Here is an 18736-nt window from a genome sequence, read left to right as displayed (position 1 = left end):
CCGGCCGCTCGGTCGTCGCTGACCGGGTGCTGATTCGCGCCGGGGACGCTGGCGGTCATCACGGAACGACCAGGAAGGTATCCATGCGCATCACCGGATTCGACTACCAGCGGGTGCCCGTGGCGGACGGCGTGGCACTCGACGTCGCCGTCGCCGGGACCGGCAGCCCGATCGTGCTCCTGCACGGCTTCCCCGAGACCCACCTCATGTGGCGGCACGTGGCGGCCGATCTGGCGGCGGACCACACCGTTCTCTGCCCTGACCTGCGAGGATACGGCGAAAGCGACAAACCCGAAGACACCGGCGAGACCTACTCGAAGCGCACGATGGCGGCCGACGTCGTCGCCGTCGCGAAGGCGTTCGGCCATGATCGGTTCGCCCTCGCCGGGCACGACCGGGGCGCGCTGGTGGCCCTGCGGGCGGGCCTCGACCACCCCGGCAAGGTGAGCCACCTCGCGATCCTCGACGTGCTGCCCACGCTGGACATGTGGGACGTCCTGCACGGCACCGGCGCCGCGGTCGGCTTCCACCTCTATCTGATGGCGCAGCCTCCGGGCCTGCCCGAACAGCTGATCGGCGCCGCGCCCGACGCGTTCTTCGGTCACTTCCTCGACGCGTGGACACAGCGCGGCGACGCGATCCCGGCCGACGTCCGGGCCGCGTACCTCACGGCCTCGCGGAACGCGGTGACCTCGATCGTCGCCGACTACCGCGCGTCGGCGGGCATCGACGTCGAGCACGACAAGGCCGATCGTGCGGCGGGCAACCGGCTCGCCATGCCGCTCACCGTGCTCCAGCAGGACTGGGGTGCCGCGCTCGGCTACGACGCCGTCGCGCTCTGGCGGGCGTGGGCGACGGACCTCGACCACCGGACGGTCACGTCGGGCCACTTCATGGCCGAGGAATCACCGTCGGAGGTGGTGAAGGCACTGCGAGACCTGCTCGCACGCTAGGCCTTCTCGAACGCGGCTTCGGCCGGGGGGTTAAGTCGAACATGGCCCGCCGGGTTCGACGGCGGCAGCGACTCGCGAGTGAGCCCGACACACTCCTTGCCTCTCCACAAGGGACGCCAGTCAGGCAACAGTGTCCGTTATGGGCACTTTTCGCGGGGGTCGTGAGTGGTAACGAGCGTTAGAACGCTCATTACCACTCACGACCCAAGGGGTCACGCACCCGTACCTCATCCGGTTCTGGCCGGACGCGGACGACGAGGACTGGGGGTCCCCCGAAGGACGGCGGCTGGAAATCCGGCGTCAGGACCTCCCCGGCCTCCTCCAGAGTGCGCATCGGGACCTCGTCGGGTTTCTCGACGCGCTCCAGGCATGGATGCGGAACGTCGAGCCGTCTTACGCGGATCACGTCGCCGCCGCAGTATGCGGCTACTTGCGCGTCGGAGACGGCCCATCGGCTTGAGCCGAACAGCCCAACCCTCGCCCCACTGGCGGCAATCGACAGCCGTTCAGGTTTGGCCATCACCCAAACGGGTATCGGTTGTCGGCATGCTCTACGAGGGGCCCGACATGACACCCACTGCCAAACGCGCGCACACCGTCGCCCGCGATCTCCTGTCTCTCACCAGATCGGGTGAAGCCGACCGGCTCGCCACCGCGCTGGTGTCCATCGCGTCGTCCACCCGGCGGAAACCGGCGCTCGGCGAAGTCGTCGGACGACTGGTCGACACGTTCTCCTTGGCCACCAAGGATCGACGTCGTTCGCTGCGGATCGGTGAACCGTTCACCTTGCGCCTGCGGGATTCCGCGGGACGGACGGTGCGGCCCGACAAACTCGACCCCGCCGTCGCGGCGATCGTCCGCGCCATCGCCGCCAGTGTCCGCGACGACCGGGACACCTGCGCCGACCAGATCGGCGAGGCCTGCGACAATGTCGATCTCGACCAGCGGATCCGGGTTCTCGCGCACTGCCTGGTCTGGACTTCGGATCTGCTGAGCACCGACACCACGGCCTATCCCCCGGTGCTGTCCTGCTTCAAGGTATCGCCCCGGCACTGTCCACAATAGACATTGCGCGGTTCGGATGACTTCCGGCCCGTCGTGTGGACAACCCCCGCACGGAGCGGCAAGCTGGACCATCGCGCACGAAGTCCCAGTCCCCGATGACGGGCGCACCTTCGCGGCCACTTCCCCTGAACCAGGAGTGCAGACTTGGACGAGGTAGCGCCCTCGACGGTACCCGCGGATTCCCGCGCCGCCGCCACGGCGGGCCGATTGCCCAATCCGGACAGCAGATTGGTCCGGGCGGCCGTCGCCGGTGATCCGGACGCGGTCCGGGAACTGCTCCGTTTCCTTTCCCCGCACGTGTTCCGCTATTGCGCGGGCAAGGTCGGGAGCGCCGGAACGGGTGCCTGCGACGCACAGGACTGTGCGCAGGAGGTGTTGCAGGCGGTGCTGATCGCCTTGCCCCGCTACCGGTATCGCCCGGACCGGTTCCTCGCGTTCGTCCTCGGGATCGCCGGGCACAAGGTCGCCGACCTCCATCGGCGCCGGTCCCGCGAACCGGTCGCCTCCGTCTCGGAGATCGCCGACGGGCTGACGTCCTGGGTCCGCCGCGATCCGGACGAGATCGAACGGCTGGAGCATCGGTTGCAAGCCGGGACCCTGCTGGCGAGATTGCCGATGCCGCACCGGGAGGTGGTCGCCCTCCGGTTCGTGTTCGGCCTTTCGGCCGAGGAGACGGCCGAACGGCTCGGTCTCCCGAGCGCCGGAGCGGTCCGCGCGGCCCAGTTCCGGGCGCTCGCCCGATTGAGGGTGCTGCTCACCGAACGGAACGCCCGCTACGCGAGCGATGTCCCGATCATCGGACAAATCCCCGCACCGGAGCTCGTCCCGGTATAGAACAGTCCACTTCGGACACTCGATTCCTTGTACACCGCTTGTACGAGCGTCTTGCATCCTGTCCCCCTATCAGGGGAACCACTGGAGGACAGAGATGAAGATCCGATCGAGGATCGCCAGAGGTGCCGTCGGCACGATCGCGCTGGCCAGGGCGATCATGCTCGGCGGCGCGGGCGAGGCGCTGGCGGCGACGGGCACGGTGAACACCGACTCCGGGGTAGCGGTGACCGTGCGGTCGAGCCCGAGCACCGGCGCGAGTTCGGTCGGCACCGTCGCGAGCGGCACCGCCGTCACGATCGACTGCCAGATCAACGGCTCGACGGTGACCGGCAAGTACGGCACCACCGACATCTGGGACTACGTGCCGTCCAAGGGCGGCTACATCAGCGACGCCTACGTCTACACCGGCTCCGACGGCCGGGTCGCACCGGACTGCGCCGGCAGCACCCTCTCCTGCTCCACCGCGGGCACCGGCAACCCGAGGACCTGCGCCGAAGCCGTCGCGTGGGCGAAGGCGCACGTGCACACCAACAACGATCCCAACTACTACCGCTGGTGCGACCGGATCAACTCGTGGGCCTACGGCTGGACCGCGAGCGGCTCGGAAACGGCCTACGTGCACTGGACCCAGATCCCGGGTTCGTACAAGCACCCCGGTGACACCCAGGTGCCCGCGGGCGGGCTCGCCTTCTTCAGCAACGGCGGGACCGGGCACACGATGATCTCCATCGGCGGCGGCAAGTTCCTGTCGAACGACATCCACGGCCCCGGCAGCTTCACCGAGACCACGATCTCGGAGATCAAGAACGCCTGGAACTACACCTATCTCGGCTGGTCGCAGCCTTGGTTCAAGATCAACCACTGATCGCGCGAGTGGCCTCGAAACGCTGCCGGACGAAGGGGGCCTCGTCCGGCAGCGCTTCTTCCGCGCGCCAGGAGAAACTCGCGGCGGTCAGCTCGGAGAAGACCCACCGGCGCCGGACGCCGCCGGTGTCGGCCTCGATCTCGAAGCCGTCCTCCGTGCGCTTGCCGAGGAACGGGATCACCCAGCCGTTGCCGGGGCCGAGCCAGGTCGACCGGAACGCGTCGATCTTCTCGTCGTAGAAGCGCAGGCTCATCCCCCACTCCCCGTCCACGCCGCCGACCCTGCTCGTCCGTGCCGGACTGATCCACACGTCGGCCAGCGCGCGGCCGTCGAGCGCCCAGCCGAAATGCCACTCCCCGTCGACGGTCCGGACGCTGCCGTCCTCCGCGTAGTTGTGCACGACCAGGTCCCAGCTGCCGATCAGCGGCTCGAACACACCGAGCCGTCCGGCGAGTTCGGGGCGCGGTCCCGAGGCGGTGAAGACGGCGGCGATCCGTTCGGTGACGTCCATCCGGCCAGAATGACCATTTGACAGTATGCTGTCAAATATGACCGATCTCGTCCGCGACTACCGGCTGCTGATCGCCGACGTCTACGAACTCGCGGGGCTGAGCCGCCGCGTCAGCGAACGGGAGGCGACCGGGCTGGGCACGACGGTGGCCCGCTGGCATGTGCTGAGCACGGTGTCCGAAGAACCCCTCGCCGTCCCCGCCATCGCACGACGGCTCGGCCAGGTCCGTCAAGCCGTGCAGCGCGTCGGCGACGACCTCGCCGAGGCCGGCCACCTGAGCGTGGAGCCGAATCCTTCGCATCGCCGCTCGTCCCTGTACGCCATCACGCCCGAGGGCACACGACTGCTGCAGCGACTGTGGGACGCGAGCGAATCCCGGCGCGACCTGCTCAACGACAGCGGCGTCACCACCGAGGAGCTGCGGCAGGCCCGCGACACACTGCGCAGGTTGTCAACCGCGCTCAGCTCCTGAATCCGCCCTTTCGTCGCATCGTGATAAAAAGCGGCCACTCGATCGGGTTAGAGTTGACGGATGGGCAACGAAGCTCTCGCTACTCCCGCACCCCGGGAGCAGCGCGCGCTCATGCAGGCGATGCTCACCCGGCTGCCCGAGTTCAGTGACCGCCTCGCCCGGCTGCTCAGCGACGAGGACGAGTTCTATCACCAGGTGGACAACACCGCGCCGGAAGAGTTGCGCAAGGTCTGCCGGGCGAATCTCGAGCGGGCGCTGACCGCCCTCGTCGAGGGGCGCGGGCTGCCGCTCGACGCGGCCCGCAAGACCGGGCTGGCGCAGGCCAGGCAGGGTATCCCGCTGCCGTCCGTGCTCCGCGCGTTCCGGATCGGCGGGATCTTCGTCTACGAACGCCTGGTGGAGCTGGCGGGCCCCGGCTTCATCAACCCGGCCCGCACGGTGGAGATCAACTCGAACGTATGGAAGACCATCGACCTCTACTCCGACGCGCTGACCACCGCGTACAACGAGGTCGCGGGCGAACTCTCGCACGAGAAGCTCGTCCTGCTGGACGGCCTGCTGCAGGGCCGCTTCGCCACCCAGGCGGAACTCGAGAACGCCGCCAAGGAGCTCGACCTCCCGGCGGCGGGCACGTTCGTCGCCGTCGTGACCGAGCCCGTCGAGTCGAAGGAACGGCCCGGCGTCGAGGCGCTGCTGCGGGCGCGACGCTGGAAGTCGGCCTGGCGGCCCGGCGCCGAAATCGGGCTGGTCGTGATCGACCGCGTCGAAGACGTCCGGCGGCTGCGTGACGTCCTGGGCACCCTGCCGCTGGCGGTGGGGATGAGCAAGCCGTTCAACGGCTTCCTCGAAGTGCCGGACGCGGTACACCGGGCCAGGATCGCCCGCCGGTCGCTGGCCACCGGTGCCGCCGGTGTCGCCGTCTTCGGCGACTCGCCGGTCACCACCCTGGTCGCGAGCGCGCCGGAGATGTCGCGGGACGTCTTGCGCTCCGTGCTGGCCGGGCTCCTGGTATTGCCCAAACCCGAACGGCGGGTCCTGCTCGACACGCTGGTCGCGTGGTTCGCCGGACACGGCTCGGCCAAGGAGGCCGCGGACCGGCTGATCGTCCACCCGAACACCGTCCGGTACCGGCTGCGCCGGGTGCAGGAACTGACCAGGCGCGACCTGTCCGACCCGGTCGACGTCGGGGAGCTCTACGTCGCACTGGAGGCGGTCCGCCTGGCGGACGACGCTTAGCTCCTTCTTTCCGGCGCCATGTCGGCGTCGATGATCCTCGCGAGGTCCAGCAGCGTGTGCCCGAGACCGGGCCGCGCGGTGAGCCGCACCGCGAGCGTGCGGCCGCGCGCGGTCGTGGCGACCGGCAGGGTCACTTCGGGATTCGCCGATCTCGTCCACTGTGGACGGCGTCCGGCCGCGGACAGGACGATGTCGGGATGCGGGGACCGCCGCCCCGGCCGCCACCGTGATCTCCTGGCGTCGAGGTCGCGGATCACGTTGCCGTGCAACGAAAGCAACGTCGCGACGTCCGCGACTGCGTCACGGAGCTCGACATCGGTGATCGAATCCGAGTACGCGCCGATGTCCAGCACGCGGGAATCGTTCGGGTCCTGCGGCACAAAGTTCCTTTCCACGCACCGGAAGTCGTCCGATGGTGGTCCCGCTCACGTTGTTCCCGGGAACAAACATGTTTGGCTGCCTGGGCCGAATGGCGGCGCCGGTACCGCCTTCCGGCCGCACGGGGTGCCTGTGACCGCCGGTCACACCTTTGACGCTGACCTGCGGGCGGGCCAGTATCTGGCGACTGATTACCGATGGGTAATGTGGATTTTCCATGGTTCCACCAGGAGGACCGTTGCGACGTGCGTTGAGCCTGATCTTCTTGGCCCTAGGGGTGTTCTCCATCGCCGGCGCGGTGTTGCTGCCGACCTACGTGAAACCCGAACTCGCCAAGGTGCCACTGAACCAGGAATCGACGTCGGTCCTCGAAGGCACCGCGTCCAAGGTGCTCGCCGTGAAGACCGAAGGCGGCAAGACCGTCACGGAGATCCGCGACAACGCCAACCTGAAGGCGACCGCCCGCGTGGCGGCGAACTTCGCGCCGCCGGAGATGCGTGAGGGTACGGACGTCGCCGTCTGGCTGCTGGCCGTCTCGGTCGTCGACACCAGCGACCAGACCGTGGTCAGCGCGAGCAAGCGGCAGGTCTGCTTCGACCGCCGCACCGCGGAGGGCTACATGCCGCCGGGTGGTGACCAGGAGGCGAAGTGCTCGGCCAACAGCAGCTTCGTCACCAAGCTCAAGGACAAGCCCGAGAAAGAGGGCGAGAAGCCCGAGGAGATCCAGGAGTACAAGCCGCAGCCCGGCCTGAACTTCAAGTTCCCCTTCGACACCGAGCAGAAGGACTACCAGGTCTACGACGACAACACCGGCCGCGCCGTCCAGGCCCGATTCAAGGGTGTCGAGGACATCAAGGGTGTCGAGGTCTACAAGTTCGTCCAGGAGATCCCCACCACGAAGATCTCGACGAAGAAGGTGCCGGGCTCGCTCATCGGCGCCACCGGTGACTCCGTCGAGGCGGGTCAGTTCTACGCGGGCACCATCACCAGCTGGATCGAGCCGGTGACCGGGATCCAGGTCAAGCAGGAACAGCGGTCACACCAGGAACTGCGGTCGGCCGCGAACCCCACGCCCACCGTGGTCTTCGACGGGACGCTCACCTTCACCGACGCGACCGTCGACGCGATGGTCAAGCAGGTCGGCGAGAACAAGGGCAAGCTGGACTTCATCGGGAGCACCGGGCCGATCGTGCTCGGGGTCGCCGGCGCGGCCTTCCTCGCGCTCGGAGTCTTCCTGCTGGTGAAGCGGCGCCCGACGCCTTCGCGCCACTAACGCTTACGCAGCACCATCACCAGATTCCACGACGCGACCTCCCGTACCCCGGGGACACGCGCGATCCATTGGGCCCAGGAGGGGTGGTAACGCGGGTACACCTCCTGGAGATCGGCGAGCGGCGTGGCCTTCCCCCACCGGACGGCCGCGCCTGCCGAAAAAGCGAACAGGCTCTCGCCGAATTTGTTCTTCGGTTCCTTCCCGTTCTTTTCGAGATAACGCCGCCGGGCGTAGTGTCCACCGAGGAAATGCCACGGCGCCGTCTCGTGCCCGCCCCACGGCGAATACCAGGGTGTGAACGAGGCGAAAATCGTCCCTCCCGGTTTGGTCACCCGGCACATCTCGGCCAGCATGACCTCCGGTTCGGAAACGTGTTCGAGGACGTTCGACGAATAGCAGACGTCCACGGATCCGGTGCGCACCGGCAGTTTCGTCCCGCTGCCGCGGACCATGTTCTCCCCGGCCTCGCCCCGTGCCGTCAGCTCTCCGACGTCGGGATCTATGCCAAGGTAGGTGGCTCCGGCGGCGCGGAACGCGTCCGAGAAATAGCCAGGCCCGCCGCCGACGTCGACGATGGTGCGGCCGTTCAACGGAGTGTGCTGCGCCAATTGCCGGACCGAGTCCTCGGCGAGCACCGAGTAGAAACCGTCCGGATCCGTCTGTTCGGTGAGAAAAGCCCGGAACAACGTCACCGATCTGCGCAAGGTGGCGCGATGAGGCATCGCTGAACGGGTCACCGACCGATTACCGACCATCGAACCATCGCTTTCCGAGAATGATTCATCTACCGTGTACGCACCGGTAACCTAGCATTGTCGCTAACAGGTTGGGAGAACCACGATGGAACGGCCACGTGTGCTGCTCGTCAACTGGCGCGACACCGGCCATCCGGAGGGCGGCGGCTCCGAGCGGTACGTCGAGCGGATGGCCGAGGGACTCGCCAAAGCCGGATACCGGGTCGAAATCCAGTGCGCGGCGTACCCGGGCGCGAACGCGGGCGAATGGCGCGACGGCGTGCGCTATCGCCGCCGCGGCAACAAGTTCGGCGTGTATCCTCACGCGCTCCGGGCGATCCGGAACGCGCACGCCGACCTCGTCGTCGACGTGCAGAACGGGATGCCGTTCTTCGCCAGGCTCGTGGCGGGCTGCCCGGTTCTCGTGCTGGTGCACCACGTCCACAAGGAACAGTGGATCAGCGCGCTCGGCGAGACACTGGGCCGGATCGGCTGGTGGATCGAATCCCGGCTCGCGCCGTGGCTGTTCCGGCACTGCCGCTACGTCACGGTTTCCGAGATCACCAAGGGCGAACTCGCCGGCCTCGGCGTCGAAGGCTCACGTATCACCGTGGTACCCAACGGTTTGGACACTCCCCCACGCGTCAAGGCCGTCCGCGCGCCCGAACCGACGCTGGTCGCCGTCAGCAGGCTGGTGCCGCACAAGCGGATCGAGCACGCGATCGACGTCGTCGCGGAACTGAGCAGGCGCTGGCCGACGCTGCGGCTCGAGATCGTCGGCCAGGGCCCGTGGGAAGAGGTCTTGCGCAAACACGCGCGCGACCGTGGTGTCGAAGACCGCGTGCGGCTGCACGGCTGGGTGGACGAGAACGAGAAACACGAGATCCTGGAACGGTCCTGGCTGCACCTGTGCCCTTCGGTCAAGGAGGGCTGGGGAATCGTCATCATGGAGGCCGCCGCGCACGGCGTGCCGTCGGTGGCCTACCGGGCGGCCGGCGGGGTGGCCGAATCCATCGTGGAGGGCAAGACCGGCCTGCTGGCCGACGACTTCGCCGATTTCACCGCGCGGGTCGACGGACTGCTCGCCGATCAGGCGCGCCGGAACGAAATGGGCCAGGCGGGTGTCACCTGGGCGGGCCTGTTCGACTGGGAGCACAGCGTGCACCGGTTCGAATCACTCGTGCGCGACGTGGCCGGGGTGGCCATCCCCCATCCCAGGGTCCTGACTCCGCAAGGCTTCCACGATCCCGTCGGCCAGGCCGGCCGCGGCGGCGTCGTCGAAGTCCTTGCGGCGTGCGCGCACGGTGACGGTGCTCGTGTCCCCGACGGTCGCCGCGCCGAACGCCACGCCTGAGCGGCCGCTGGCGGCGGGATAGAACGCGATCGACGTGACCGCGTCCGCCGCCGAAACGACGCCGAGGTTGGAAACCAGATAGGTCGAGCCGAGCCTGCCCGCCAGCAGCCGGGTGCCCAGCCGGGCGATTCTGCTGCTGCGGGCGGGGAAATCGGGTTCCGGCGGCTGGGTGGCCAGCAGCGCGCGCACTTCGGCGACCGAGGGCTCGCGGCCGAGCCGCAACCGGAAGAACGCGCTGTCGTGCTCGGGTTCCGGGGCGGCGCCGCCCCGCCAGGAGGCACCCACCGCGGCCACCACCCTGGCGGTCTCCTCGCCGTGCCGGGCGTTCCACGTCTCGGTCAGGTTCGCGGCGGCCGCCGCGAAGGCCGCGGACCCCAGCCGCGCGCGCGGGAGAACACGGGCGCTGAACACGTCTCCTGAGCCACTTTCGGCCCGTTCCGGGGTGATCCTGGCCGGTGGCGCGAAAAGCGCTTCAGCGAGCCGCTGAAAGGCCGACGTGAGAAAGGATCGATCAGCCGTACGCGCGCCGATTCCCTTGGCTGCGGACGAGATCGGGATGTCGAGGGCCAGCCCGAGGACGGCGAGCAGGCCGAGACCGTCGAGCGCGCCGTGGTGCGCGGCGATCAGCACGACGGGTTCGTCGACGCCGACGGCGACGCGAAGCAACGGCGCGCCGCGTTCGTACGACGCCTCGGCGAAGCGATCACGGATCGCCGGAAGTTCTTCACCGGCAACGGCTTCGACGTCGGGGGCGGCCCCGAGCCATGGCCGTTCCCCGACGGCGACCGCCAGCCGCATCCGCGCCTTTTCCGGCGTCAGCACCGAAGACAGTCTCGCTTCCAGGAGGATGCTCCAGGAAACGGTGGGGTCGCCGTAGAGCCCGACGACCCGGCCGGCGTGGTCGGAAGCGAGCTGGGACACCGGCTCAGCGGTTGCCGTAAATGATGTGCTCCGGGCTCGAATTCGGGTTGAACTGCTCCTTGATCTTCGCCTGCACCTGGGGTGCGGCGTCCGGATCTGCGGTGTTCGTCAGCGCGTAACTCCCGCCCGCGGCCGTTGCCAGCCCGATGATGACGGCGGCGGCCGCGCCGATGAGGGTGCCCAAGACCTACTCCTTCCGCGGCAGGGAATTCCTGCGTCGGCTCAATGTACGCACCGGTAACTTGAGGCACAACAGTGCGGCGGCGATCGAGAGCACTGCTACTCCGTTTGCCAGCACGACGGGGATCGGTGATCGCGTCTCGGTCACGGCGGGCTCACCGGGAGTGCGGTAAAGCGTGAGCCAGTCACCGGACCACACCCGTTCCGCGCCGGTCAGCAACCGCGGGTCGACCCGCCCCGGCGTCCCGTGTTCGACCAGGATCCAGCCGATCCCGGCCGCGGACAGGTCCTCGGGCGACTTCGCGGCGCGGACACGGTCCATTCTGGAATCCTCGCCGGCGATCTCCTCGCCGCCGACCCGCAACGTGTCGTCGACGAGAACGGTTTCAGGCAGCGCGCGCGGCGCCGGGTCCAGTTGGGTCCGGTGATCGTTCCAGGCGAAACTGCGGAACGTGGACAGTGGCAGCGCGACGACGTCACCGGACCGGTCGTCTTCCGCCAGCACCCGGTGGACGGCGTTCCAGTCGTCCGGGTAGGGCACCGCTTCGATCCTCCCCCAGCCGCCCCAGGCGAGATCGGGCGTGGTGAGCAAGGGAAAGAGCGCGGCCGCCACGATGAGCACCCGGCGCGCCGCGTCGGTCCGCAGGCGTGTGGCGGCGGCTTCGGCCGCGAGCGCGAACCCGAGTGCGACCGGAAGCGCCCACCAAGCCACCCATTTCTGCGCGTCCCGCAGCAATCCCGCGCCGGGAACGTGGCCCATCGCCCAGGACAGCACGGGTTCGCCGAACGGCAGTGTCGCCAGTGCGGCGAGCACGACACCGAGAACCCCCAGCAGCAGCAACGCTCTCGCGGGCGGCGTCCCCCACCTTCGTGCCAGCGGCCGGAGCCCGGCCAGCGCCACGGCGACCGTGACGAGGATCAGCACCGGGGCCATCGGCGCGCCCCGGCTGCCGGGGACGACGTCGCCGTTCCAGATGCCGCCGAGACCGAGCACGCTCAGGATCGCCGGACCCCAGCTTTCGGCGCGGGCACTGAACGCGGCCACCCCGGCGGGGTCGGACAACGTGCCGCCCTCGTGCAGAAGTGTCGGCACGAGCCAGGGCAGGTTGAGCACGACGGCGAGACCGAGGGTGTGCCCGAGTTTCCGAGGCCCGGCCAGGACGAGCGCGGTGAGCGCGGCCAGTACGCCGCCTGGTGGGGTGAGCACCGCGGGGGCGCAGGCGAGCACCAGCCGCGCGAGTGCCCTCGGTTCGTCCCGGCGCAGGGAAAGCGCGGCGCGCGCGATCCACGGGAGACACGCGTAGGTGAGCAGGAGCGGCCAATGCCCGATGAACAACCGCTCCGCGAAATAGGCCGTCCACGCATAGGCGGTGGCGGCGACGATCCGCGTACCGAGTTGCTCCGTCGGCACCAGCCGTGCTGCGCCATATGCCGCTACGAAGAGCGAAAGCACCAGGACGATTTTCTGCACCACATCGCCGGGAATCACCGCTGTCGCGAGCGCGATCACGGCGTCGGCGGGGACGGAACGAGGCAGCGCGGAACCGAGGCCCAATGCGTCCGGGACCAGCGACTGACGCTGGGCGAACACCATGTCGTAGCTCAGGACGAAGCCGCGTCCGAGCACCGGCAGGAACACCAGCGACGCGAGCCCCGCCGACACCGCGGCCAGGACGAGACGTTCACGCCGTGCGTCCAACTGCCCTTTCCTTTCCGCGTCGATCGCGGTTATGGTCGCTCGATTACTCGCCGGTAATAGGAGCGCCGTTGAGCTTAGACGTCGAGGTCGGCCAGACCAGAACCGACAAGCGTGTCGCGGCGATCCTCGTTTCGCTCGCGCTGGCGGCCAACAACGCGGGCGCCTACGCGCTGAGCATCATCGCCGCCCGGCTGCTCGCGCCGAGCGCGTTCGGTGAACTGAGTTCACTGCTGGCGGTACTGGTGATCGGCGTCGTACCCGCGATGGGCCTGCAAACCGTGGTCGCCCTGCGCGTCGCTCGCAAACCTCAGGACTCGGGAACACTACTGGCGCTGGGCCTCACGACGAGCGCCATCGTCGCGGCCATCGGCCTGCTGCTGGCGCCGGTACTGGTCTTCGTGCTGCACCTGGATTCCGTCGTGCCCGCGCTTCTGCTCGCCGTCACACTCGGCCCGCTGACGCTGCTCGGCCTCTTCCACGGTCTGTTGCAGGGCAGCGGCCGGTTCGCGCGCCTGGCCGGGCTCATGTCACTCGAAGGCGCGGGCAAGGTCGGCGGTTCGCTGATCGGACTGCTGATCGGCGGCGACGCCACCGGCGCGCTGGCCGGCACCGCGATCGGCTCGTACCTGGTGATCTTCTGCGGCTGGCTCCTCTGTGGACGGCAACGACCGCGGAAGGCGGGCTGGCACGCCGGCGAGGTCCTGCACGCGGCGCAGGCGATGCTGGCGCTGGTCCTGCTGGTGAACCTCGACCTGGTACTGGCCCGCCACACCCTCCCCGCGAACGAGGCGGGCGAGTACGCACTCGGCGCGATCGTCACGAAAATCGCCTACTGGCTACCCCAAGCCGTCGGCGTCCTGGTGCTCCCCCGCTTCGCGAACGGCGCCGACCGGCGCCGCATCCTGCCCGCCGCCCTGGCCGTCTGCGCCGCCCTCGACGCCGTCGTACTCCTCGTCTCGGTGGTCGCCGGCCCACGCTTGCTCTCCTTCATCGGCGGCCCCGGCTACGCCGCCAGCACCATGCCGGTCTGGCCGTTCGCCCTCGCCGGCTCGATGCTCGCGCTGGTCCAGATCCTGCTGTTCTCCCGCCTCGCCGCCGGCGACCGGCGAGTGACCGTGCTGATGTGGACGACGGTGGTCGTGGAGACCGTGCTGGTGACCGCCTGGCTGCACTCTTCGGCGGTTCAGGTGGTCACTGTCGCGGCTTGCTGTGCCGGGGGGTTGGCACTTTCCGGGGCCGTGCTGGAGTGGCGGTCACGTCGCTGATTCGTGACCGTGTGGATTTTGGGACGTCAGATGTCCCAAAATCCACACGGTCACGCACGAAAGGTCCGGTCACGACACCGAGCCGCCGGATTCTGTCGGTGATCGACTCCAAGCTGTTCCGGTGCGAAGAGGAGACTGGGTACGCCACCCTTTGATCACCAGCGGTTCGACAGTGATCACGGCGAAACAGCTCGAAGCCATCGGCATGCCACGCCGGACGATCTCGCGACGTTGCGAGCCCGGTGAGGCCTGGCGAATGCTGCTGCCTGGCGTCGTGCTGCTCCAGAACGGCGAGCCGACGGACGAACAGAAGATTCTCGCCGCCCTCCTTCATGCCGGTGACGGTTCGATCCTGACCGGTGTGCGCGCCCTGGAGCGATACGGCCTGCGCAACCTCCCGGACACCACCGAGGTCCACGTGCTCGTCCCCTCGGAGCGCTCGGTCGCCGACAGCGGGTTCGTCCACATCGAACGGTCACGCCGACTGCCGAAACCGAGATCACGGTCCGGCATCCCGACAGCTCCGGTACCGCGAGCGGTGATCGACGCGGTGCGAAGGACACGGGACAAGGACACGGTCACCGCGATGATGGCCGAGTCGGTACAGCGAGGCTTCTGCTTGCCAAGGGCGCTTTCCGACGAACTCGAGGAAGGCCGCCGGACAGGCATGGAGTCGTTGCGGAACACGCTCCTGCCGATCCTGGGCGGCGCCCGTTCGGTCGCCGAGGCCGACGCCTGGAACCTCTGGCAGAGGTCCGATCTGCCCGAGTGCCGATGGAATGTCAAGATCTTCGACGCGAACGGCGTCTACATCGCGCAGCCGGACGGCTGGTGTGACGAGCTGGGCTTCGCCTGGGAAATCGATTCCCTCGGGTACCACGCGGGAACCGAGGGGTTCCGCGACACACTCGCCCGCAACGCCCGTTATGCCGCGGCCGGGATCGTGGTACTCCAGACACTGCCGTCACGCCTGCGTTCCGAACCCGCCGAGGTCGCGGCCGAACTCCGGGCGGCGCTGGACAGCGCCCGGTCACGACTCCGTCCGGACGTCCACATCCGGTGACGGTCCCTTGAACCAAGGCACACACATCGCCACCATCGCCGCCGCCGCCAGCAGCAGCGAAGCCTGCGTCACCGGACCGTAGGCCCACTCCTGCCCGTGTCCCAGCAGCCGCCCCACCACCGCGACGAGTGTTCCCGCGGCCATCCCGCCGAAAGCGAGGTACCGCGGCGCGCGTTCGCTGAACTGGCGGGCCAGCAGGACGGCGATCAGCAGGACGATCGGCAGCATTCCGCCGAGGACGGCCAGCAGTCCGATGAGGACCACGGGGACGACGACACCGGAACCAGCCTCGACGGAGACGCGGCGCCGGCGGACCGGCCACAGCACGCCGATCAGTACGGCCAGGATCGCGATCGCGCCGATGAGCAGGCCGGAGCGATATTTCCAGTCCGGGGTGAACTCGAGTTGGACGACTCCGCCCGAGCCCGCGGGCAGGATCCACGCCTGCTGCCAGCCGTCGACGCGCGTCTTCACCAGCGGAGTCCCGTTCAGTGACGCAATCCAGCCCGCGTTGGCGTTTTCCGGAACGGCCAAAATGGACTCGTCGCCGCCCGCCACGGTGACCGTCCGGGACGTCGCGTCCCAGGAGTCCACGGTGACGGCGCGATGCGCGGCGGGCGAAACGGCCTGCCCGGCGGGTTTGAGCCACAGGTCCTGGACCACAAAGGACTCGGACCGGTCGGTACGCAGTTCGTGTCCGCCCGCCGCCAGGTCGACGCCGCCCGCCGAATCGGGGCACGCGGACAGCGTCAGCGGCCGGTGCGCGAGGTAGTCGGCGAGTGTGCCGCGGACCGAAGTGTCGTAGTCGAAGCCGTTCAGGTGGACGTTCGGGCCCGATCCGCAGGGCACCGTGAATTCCGAGTCCGGAGCGGGAAGTTCGGCACCGGTCAGGGACAGAGTCCCGATGCCCAGCGAGTTCCGGGTCCGCTGGTCGTCGTCGAGACCGGCGAACGCGATCTTCAGCTGCGACGTCTCCAGCGGCGGGAACGTCGCCGCGCCGGAGGCGTCGAGTTCGACGGAACGGCTCGACGTCGGTGTCGTCAGCTCCAGCCGCGCGGGCGCGCGTGGATCGGCGGCGATCCGGATACCGGAGATGGTCTGGGGTTTCTCCCACTCCAGAGTCAATGTCGGCCGCAGGTCGGTGATGTCGGGCAGCCACGTAGTCGCCGGATTCCCGTCCACCGCGGCGAACGCGCTCGCCGACGGATCCCCGCCCAGCTGCGACGTCGCGGACACCCGCACGCCCGGCAGGGCCACCGGAACCCGGCCGCCACCGGCGGGCAGCACGGTGCCGCCGAATTCGTAGGCATTCCGCGACGTCGTGGAGAACAGCCGCCGGATCCCGTCCGGTTCTTCACCGTCGCGGGCCGCGTTGGCGTCACAGCGGACGTGCTCGCCGTCCGGCACACACGCGTACCTCGGCTGCTGACCCCGCGTGAACGCGAAGCCCGGCGCCGCACCGGCGGACAGGTCCGCTGGCACTTCGAGCGCGCGTTGCGGATCGACGCCGGGGATCTTCAGCTCCGAGATCCCGACGTTGCCGTCCTGCCTGCCGACCACGAGCGACAGCAACGTGATCCGCACCTTGCGCGTCACCCCCGGCGGCGCCGGATAGGAGTGCGCCCCCTCGCCCCGGACGACCTGGTGATCGACGGAACCGTTGTCCGTCGTGATCAGGATCCGGGTGGCAGGCCAGCCGACGCGGATGTCGTCGACCATCGCGAGATCGACCGTGTTCACCAGCCTCGGGGTGTCCAGTTCGACTTCGAGCCATTGGCCGATCGGGCCGGTGAAGCTCGACGAATGCCAAGCGGTGCGGGGATCCCCGTCCACCGCGGCGAACGGCTGATGGCTCGGATCCGAGCCGCCGAACGCGTCCGCGAACGACGCCGCCGTCGAGGCGTTCACCGAGCGGATCCCCCGGTACGCGGCCACGGTCTGGTGCTGCTCGCCGGGGAACGGCAGCACGTCGAGCGCGGCTCGTTGCTGTCGCGGCGATTCCCCGGCGGTCAGCGTCTGGCTCAGGTTGTCCCGCACCCCGCCGACGTTGCGTTCGGCGCGGCGCAGCCCGTCGGTGACCAGCCTCGGCCCGGTCGGCGAGCCGCCGTCCCCGGTCAGCACCGTCGGCGTGCCGGGATCGAGCTGTCCGGAGTTCATCAACGGCAACAGGTTCTCCGGGCCACCGCTCACCGTCGGGACGTCCTTCGCGGACGTCGCGGTGACGAGCGGAACCGGCCGTTCCACCTCGAAGATCTCCAGCGGCCCGAACTGGGCCGACTTCTCGATCCCCGGCGATCCCGCCAGCCCGGCGCGCAACGTCGTGAAATCGGGCGCGCCGACCTTGGCGCGGTCGATGTCGCCGCGCAGCACCAGGAACCGGTAGCCCGACCGCGCGAGCAGCGCGGCGAGCCCGGGACCGCCTCTGCCGTCGGCCAGGGCCGCGTCGATCGAGTCCATCAGGCGGGTGTTGCCCTCCGAGCCCAGCGGGACCTGGTTGCGCACGGCCCACGGGCTGTCCGCGATGGCCTGCGCCGGTTCGTCCACCGTGCGGCCCCAGTCGTATTCGCCGAAGCCGGTCGCGGGCAGCAGCAGCGTGCGCGCCGTCGCGTCGGTCTTGGCGACGTGGCCCATCGCGTCGTACCAATATCCCGGCACCTCGTCCCAGCCCGGCCCCGGCCGCAACGTCAGCAACCACACCGGCGCGGCCATCACCACGACCAACAGGGCCCCCAGCGCGGGCCGCAGATGCCGCCGCAGCGCGGGCGCGGCGCTCGTGATGCCGTGGACGAAGGCCAGCATCAGCGGCAGCCGCAGCACCGGCTCGAACTTGTGCACGTTCCGCAGTGGCGCGAGCGGGCCGTCGAGCAGCTGCCGGACGGGTTCCGCCAGTGGACTGTCGAGCGTCCCGACATAGCCGACGGTCAGCAGCGTCAGCCCGGTCAAGACGCCGAGCACCAGGAACCGCCGCTCGGGCAGGCCGCGCCGCGCGAGGTCGGTCAGCTCGACCGCGGCCACCAGCCCGGTGGCCGCCATCAGCACGGGATTGTCGATCAGGGCCCAGCCCGACGGCCACCACGGCGTGCCCTGCACGACATAGGCGACCCACTGGTTCGTGCCGCGCAGCACCTCGAACAACGACATCGGCGCCGTGGTGTTCGTCGCGGACTCGATGTAGTCGAGGAACGGCAGGCTGTACTGGCCGAGCAGAACCAGCGGCAGGATCCACCACAGCATCACGCCGGCGACGAAGACGAACCACCAGATGACGAGTTCGACGTGCGTACTCCGCCATTTCCTGGTCAGCAGCCACAACCCGGGCAGTACGAGCGCCATCACGACCATCGCGCCGTTGATCCCGCCCATGCACAGCACGGCGAGCGCCGACAACCCGGCGGCGCGACGTGGCGAGCCGACGCGGTCGGCGAGGATCAGCGGCAGCAGCACCCACGGCAGCAGGACGGCGGGCAGCATCTCCGAGGACAGCGAACCGATTTCGGTGACCATCCTCGGCGCGAGGGCGTAACCGACTGCTCCGATCAGCCGAGTCCGTTCGTTCCCTATTTTCAGCGCGCGGGCCACCAGCAGCGCGCCGCCGAACGCGACCGAGAGCAGGATCGCGCACCACAGCCGCTGCGCGATCCACACCGGTACCCCGACGGCTTGGCACAGTGCGAAGAACGGCCCCATCGGGAACAGGTAGCCGTACGCCTGGTTCTGCAACTCCCCCGCCGTCGCCTGGGGATTCCACAGGTGCAGCGCCCTGCCGAGGAAGGCGAGCGGATCCACCGCGAGGTCGAGTTTCGTGTCGAAGGTCGTCCTGCCGGGACGCTGCACAAAGGACAGCACGGTGAGCGCCAGCACGATCCACGTGCTGGGCCGTTTCACAAGCGCCCCGGGGGTTACCATCCGGTAGATACTAGGCGGAAACGTGGC

At 69.1% G+C, this 18736-nt stretch carries 16 protein-coding genes; 10 read left to right on the top strand and 6 right to left on the bottom strand.

Annotated features, from left to right (window positions below; genetic code table 11):
- Window positions 1-83: 83 nt before the first annotated feature.
- The 4 genes from DMH03_RS40435 to DMH03_RS40420 all read left to right on the top strand — a co-directional run bounded on the left by DMH03_RS40435 (window position 84) and on the right by DMH03_RS40420 (window position 3717).
- A complete protein-coding gene (locus tag DMH03_RS40435) occupies window positions 84-953 on the top strand; it encodes an alpha/beta fold hydrolase (RefSeq protein WP_125797285.1) in 870 nt (289 codons plus the stop codon).
- A 567-nt stretch (window positions 954-1520) separates the two neighbouring features.
- Window positions 1521-2018 (top strand): hypothetical protein, encoded by a 498-nt coding sequence (locus DMH03_RS40430; RefSeq protein ID WP_125797284.1) that lies wholly within the window; start codon window positions 1521-1523, stop codon window positions 2016-2018.
- Window positions 2019-2162: 144 nt separating this feature from the next.
- Window positions 2163-2852, top strand: coding sequence for a sigma-70 family RNA polymerase sigma factor (locus DMH03_RS40425; protein WP_125797283.1), 690 nt, complete (start codon window positions 2163-2165; stop codon window positions 2850-2852).
- Between the two features lie 94 nt (window positions 2853-2946).
- Window positions 2947-3717 carry a hypothetical protein gene (locus DMH03_RS40420; RefSeq protein WP_125797282.1) on the top strand — a complete coding sequence of 257 codons (771 nt, stop codon included), beginning with the start codon at window positions 2947-2949 and terminating at the stop codon, window positions 3715-3717.
- Here the strand turns inward: DMH03_RS40420 and DMH03_RS40415 are convergent.
- Entirely contained in the window at window positions 3707-4228 is a 522-nt protein-coding gene (locus tag DMH03_RS40415; protein WP_125797281.1) for a hypothetical protein, read from the bottom strand. The two genes, DMH03_RS40420 and DMH03_RS40415, sit on opposite strands and share 11 nt — an antisense overlap.
- A gap of 37 nt (window positions 4229-4265) precedes the next feature.
- Here DMH03_RS40415 and DMH03_RS40410 point away from each other — a divergent pair, with 37 nt between their 5' ends.
- Both DMH03_RS40410 and DMH03_RS40405 read left to right on the top strand, forming a co-directional pair.
- Window positions 4266-4700, top strand: a complete 435-nt coding sequence (locus tag DMH03_RS40410) for a MarR family winged helix-turn-helix transcriptional regulator (protein ID WP_125797280.1) — start codon at window positions 4266-4268, stop codon at window positions 4698-4700.
- A gap of 60 nt (window positions 4701-4760) precedes the next feature.
- Window positions 4761-5936: a CdaR family transcriptional regulator gene (locus tag DMH03_RS40405; RefSeq protein WP_125797279.1), complete on the top strand. Its 1176-nt coding sequence runs from the start codon at window positions 4761-4763 to the stop codon at window positions 5934-5936.
- Here the strand turns inward: DMH03_RS40405 and DMH03_RS40400 are convergent.
- A complete protein-coding gene (locus tag DMH03_RS40400) occupies window positions 5933-6316 on the bottom strand; it encodes a hypothetical protein (protein ID WP_125797278.1) in 384 nt (127 codons plus the stop codon). The two genes, DMH03_RS40405 and DMH03_RS40400, sit on opposite strands and share 4 nt — an antisense overlap.
- A 236-nt stretch (window positions 6317-6552) precedes the next feature.
- On the opposite strand from DMH03_RS40400, the gene DMH03_RS40395 reads away from it, so the two are divergent.
- On the top strand, window positions 6553-7587 hold the full coding sequence (locus DMH03_RS40395) for a DUF3068 domain-containing protein (RefSeq protein ID WP_158633162.1): 1035 nt from the start codon (window positions 6553-6555) through the stop codon (window positions 7585-7587).
- Here DMH03_RS40395 and DMH03_RS40390 read toward each other — a convergent pair.
- Window positions 7584-8279, bottom strand: coding sequence for a bifunctional 2-polyprenyl-6-hydroxyphenol methylase/3-demethylubiquinol 3-O-methyltransferase UbiG (locus DMH03_RS40390; RefSeq protein ID WP_125797276.1), 696 nt, complete (start codon window positions 8277-8279; stop codon window positions 7584-7586). The genes DMH03_RS40395 and DMH03_RS40390 overlap by 4 nt on opposite strands.
- Before the next feature lie 163 nt (window positions 8280-8442).
- On the opposite strand from DMH03_RS40390, the gene DMH03_RS40385 reads away from it, so the two are divergent.
- Complete coding sequence (locus DMH03_RS40385) at window positions 8443-9675, top strand: glycosyltransferase family 4 protein (RefSeq protein ID WP_125797325.1); 1233 nt, start codon at window positions 8443-8445, stop codon at window positions 9673-9675.
- A gap of 925 nt (window positions 9676-10600) precedes the next feature.
- Here the strand turns inward: DMH03_RS40385 and DMH03_RS40375 are convergent.
- The gene (locus DMH03_RS40375) at window positions 10601-10780 is read right to left on the bottom strand and encodes a hypothetical protein (protein WP_125786340.1); all 180 of its coding nucleotides are present in this window, start codon (window positions 10778-10780) and stop codon (window positions 10601-10603) included.
- Window positions 10781-10783: 3 nt separating this feature from the next.
- On the bottom strand, window positions 10784-12475 hold the full coding sequence (locus tag DMH03_RS40370) for a hypothetical protein (protein ID WP_125797275.1): 1692 nt from the start codon (window positions 12473-12475) through the stop codon (window positions 10784-10786).
- 68 nt (window positions 12476-12543) lie between these two features.
- Here DMH03_RS40370 and DMH03_RS40365 point away from each other — a divergent pair, with 68 nt between their 5' ends.
- Window positions 12544-13740, top strand: a complete 1197-nt coding sequence (locus DMH03_RS40365) for a lipopolysaccharide biosynthesis protein (protein WP_125797274.1) — start codon at window positions 12544-12546, stop codon at window positions 13738-13740.
- Between the two features lie 172 nt (window positions 13741-13912).
- Entirely contained in the window at window positions 13913-14803 is an 891-nt protein-coding gene (locus DMH03_RS40360) for a hypothetical protein (RefSeq protein WP_125797273.1), read from the top strand.
- Here DMH03_RS40360 and DMH03_RS40355 read toward each other — a convergent pair.
- On the bottom strand, window positions 14771-18709 hold the full coding sequence (locus DMH03_RS40355) for an alpha-(1->3)-arabinofuranosyltransferase (RefSeq protein ID WP_125797272.1): 3939 nt from the start codon (window positions 18707-18709) through the stop codon (window positions 14771-14773). The genes DMH03_RS40360 and DMH03_RS40355 overlap by 33 nt on opposite strands.
- Window positions 18710-18736 lie beyond the last annotated feature (27 nt).

Source organism: Amycolatopsis sp. WAC 01376 (assembly GCF_003947415.1).
Taxonomy (GTDB): Bacteria; Actinomycetota; Actinomycetes; order Mycobacteriales; family Pseudonocardiaceae; genus Amycolatopsis.
Note: the sequence above shows the minus strand (reverse complement) of the source record. Positions and strands in the feature narration are given on the sequence as shown.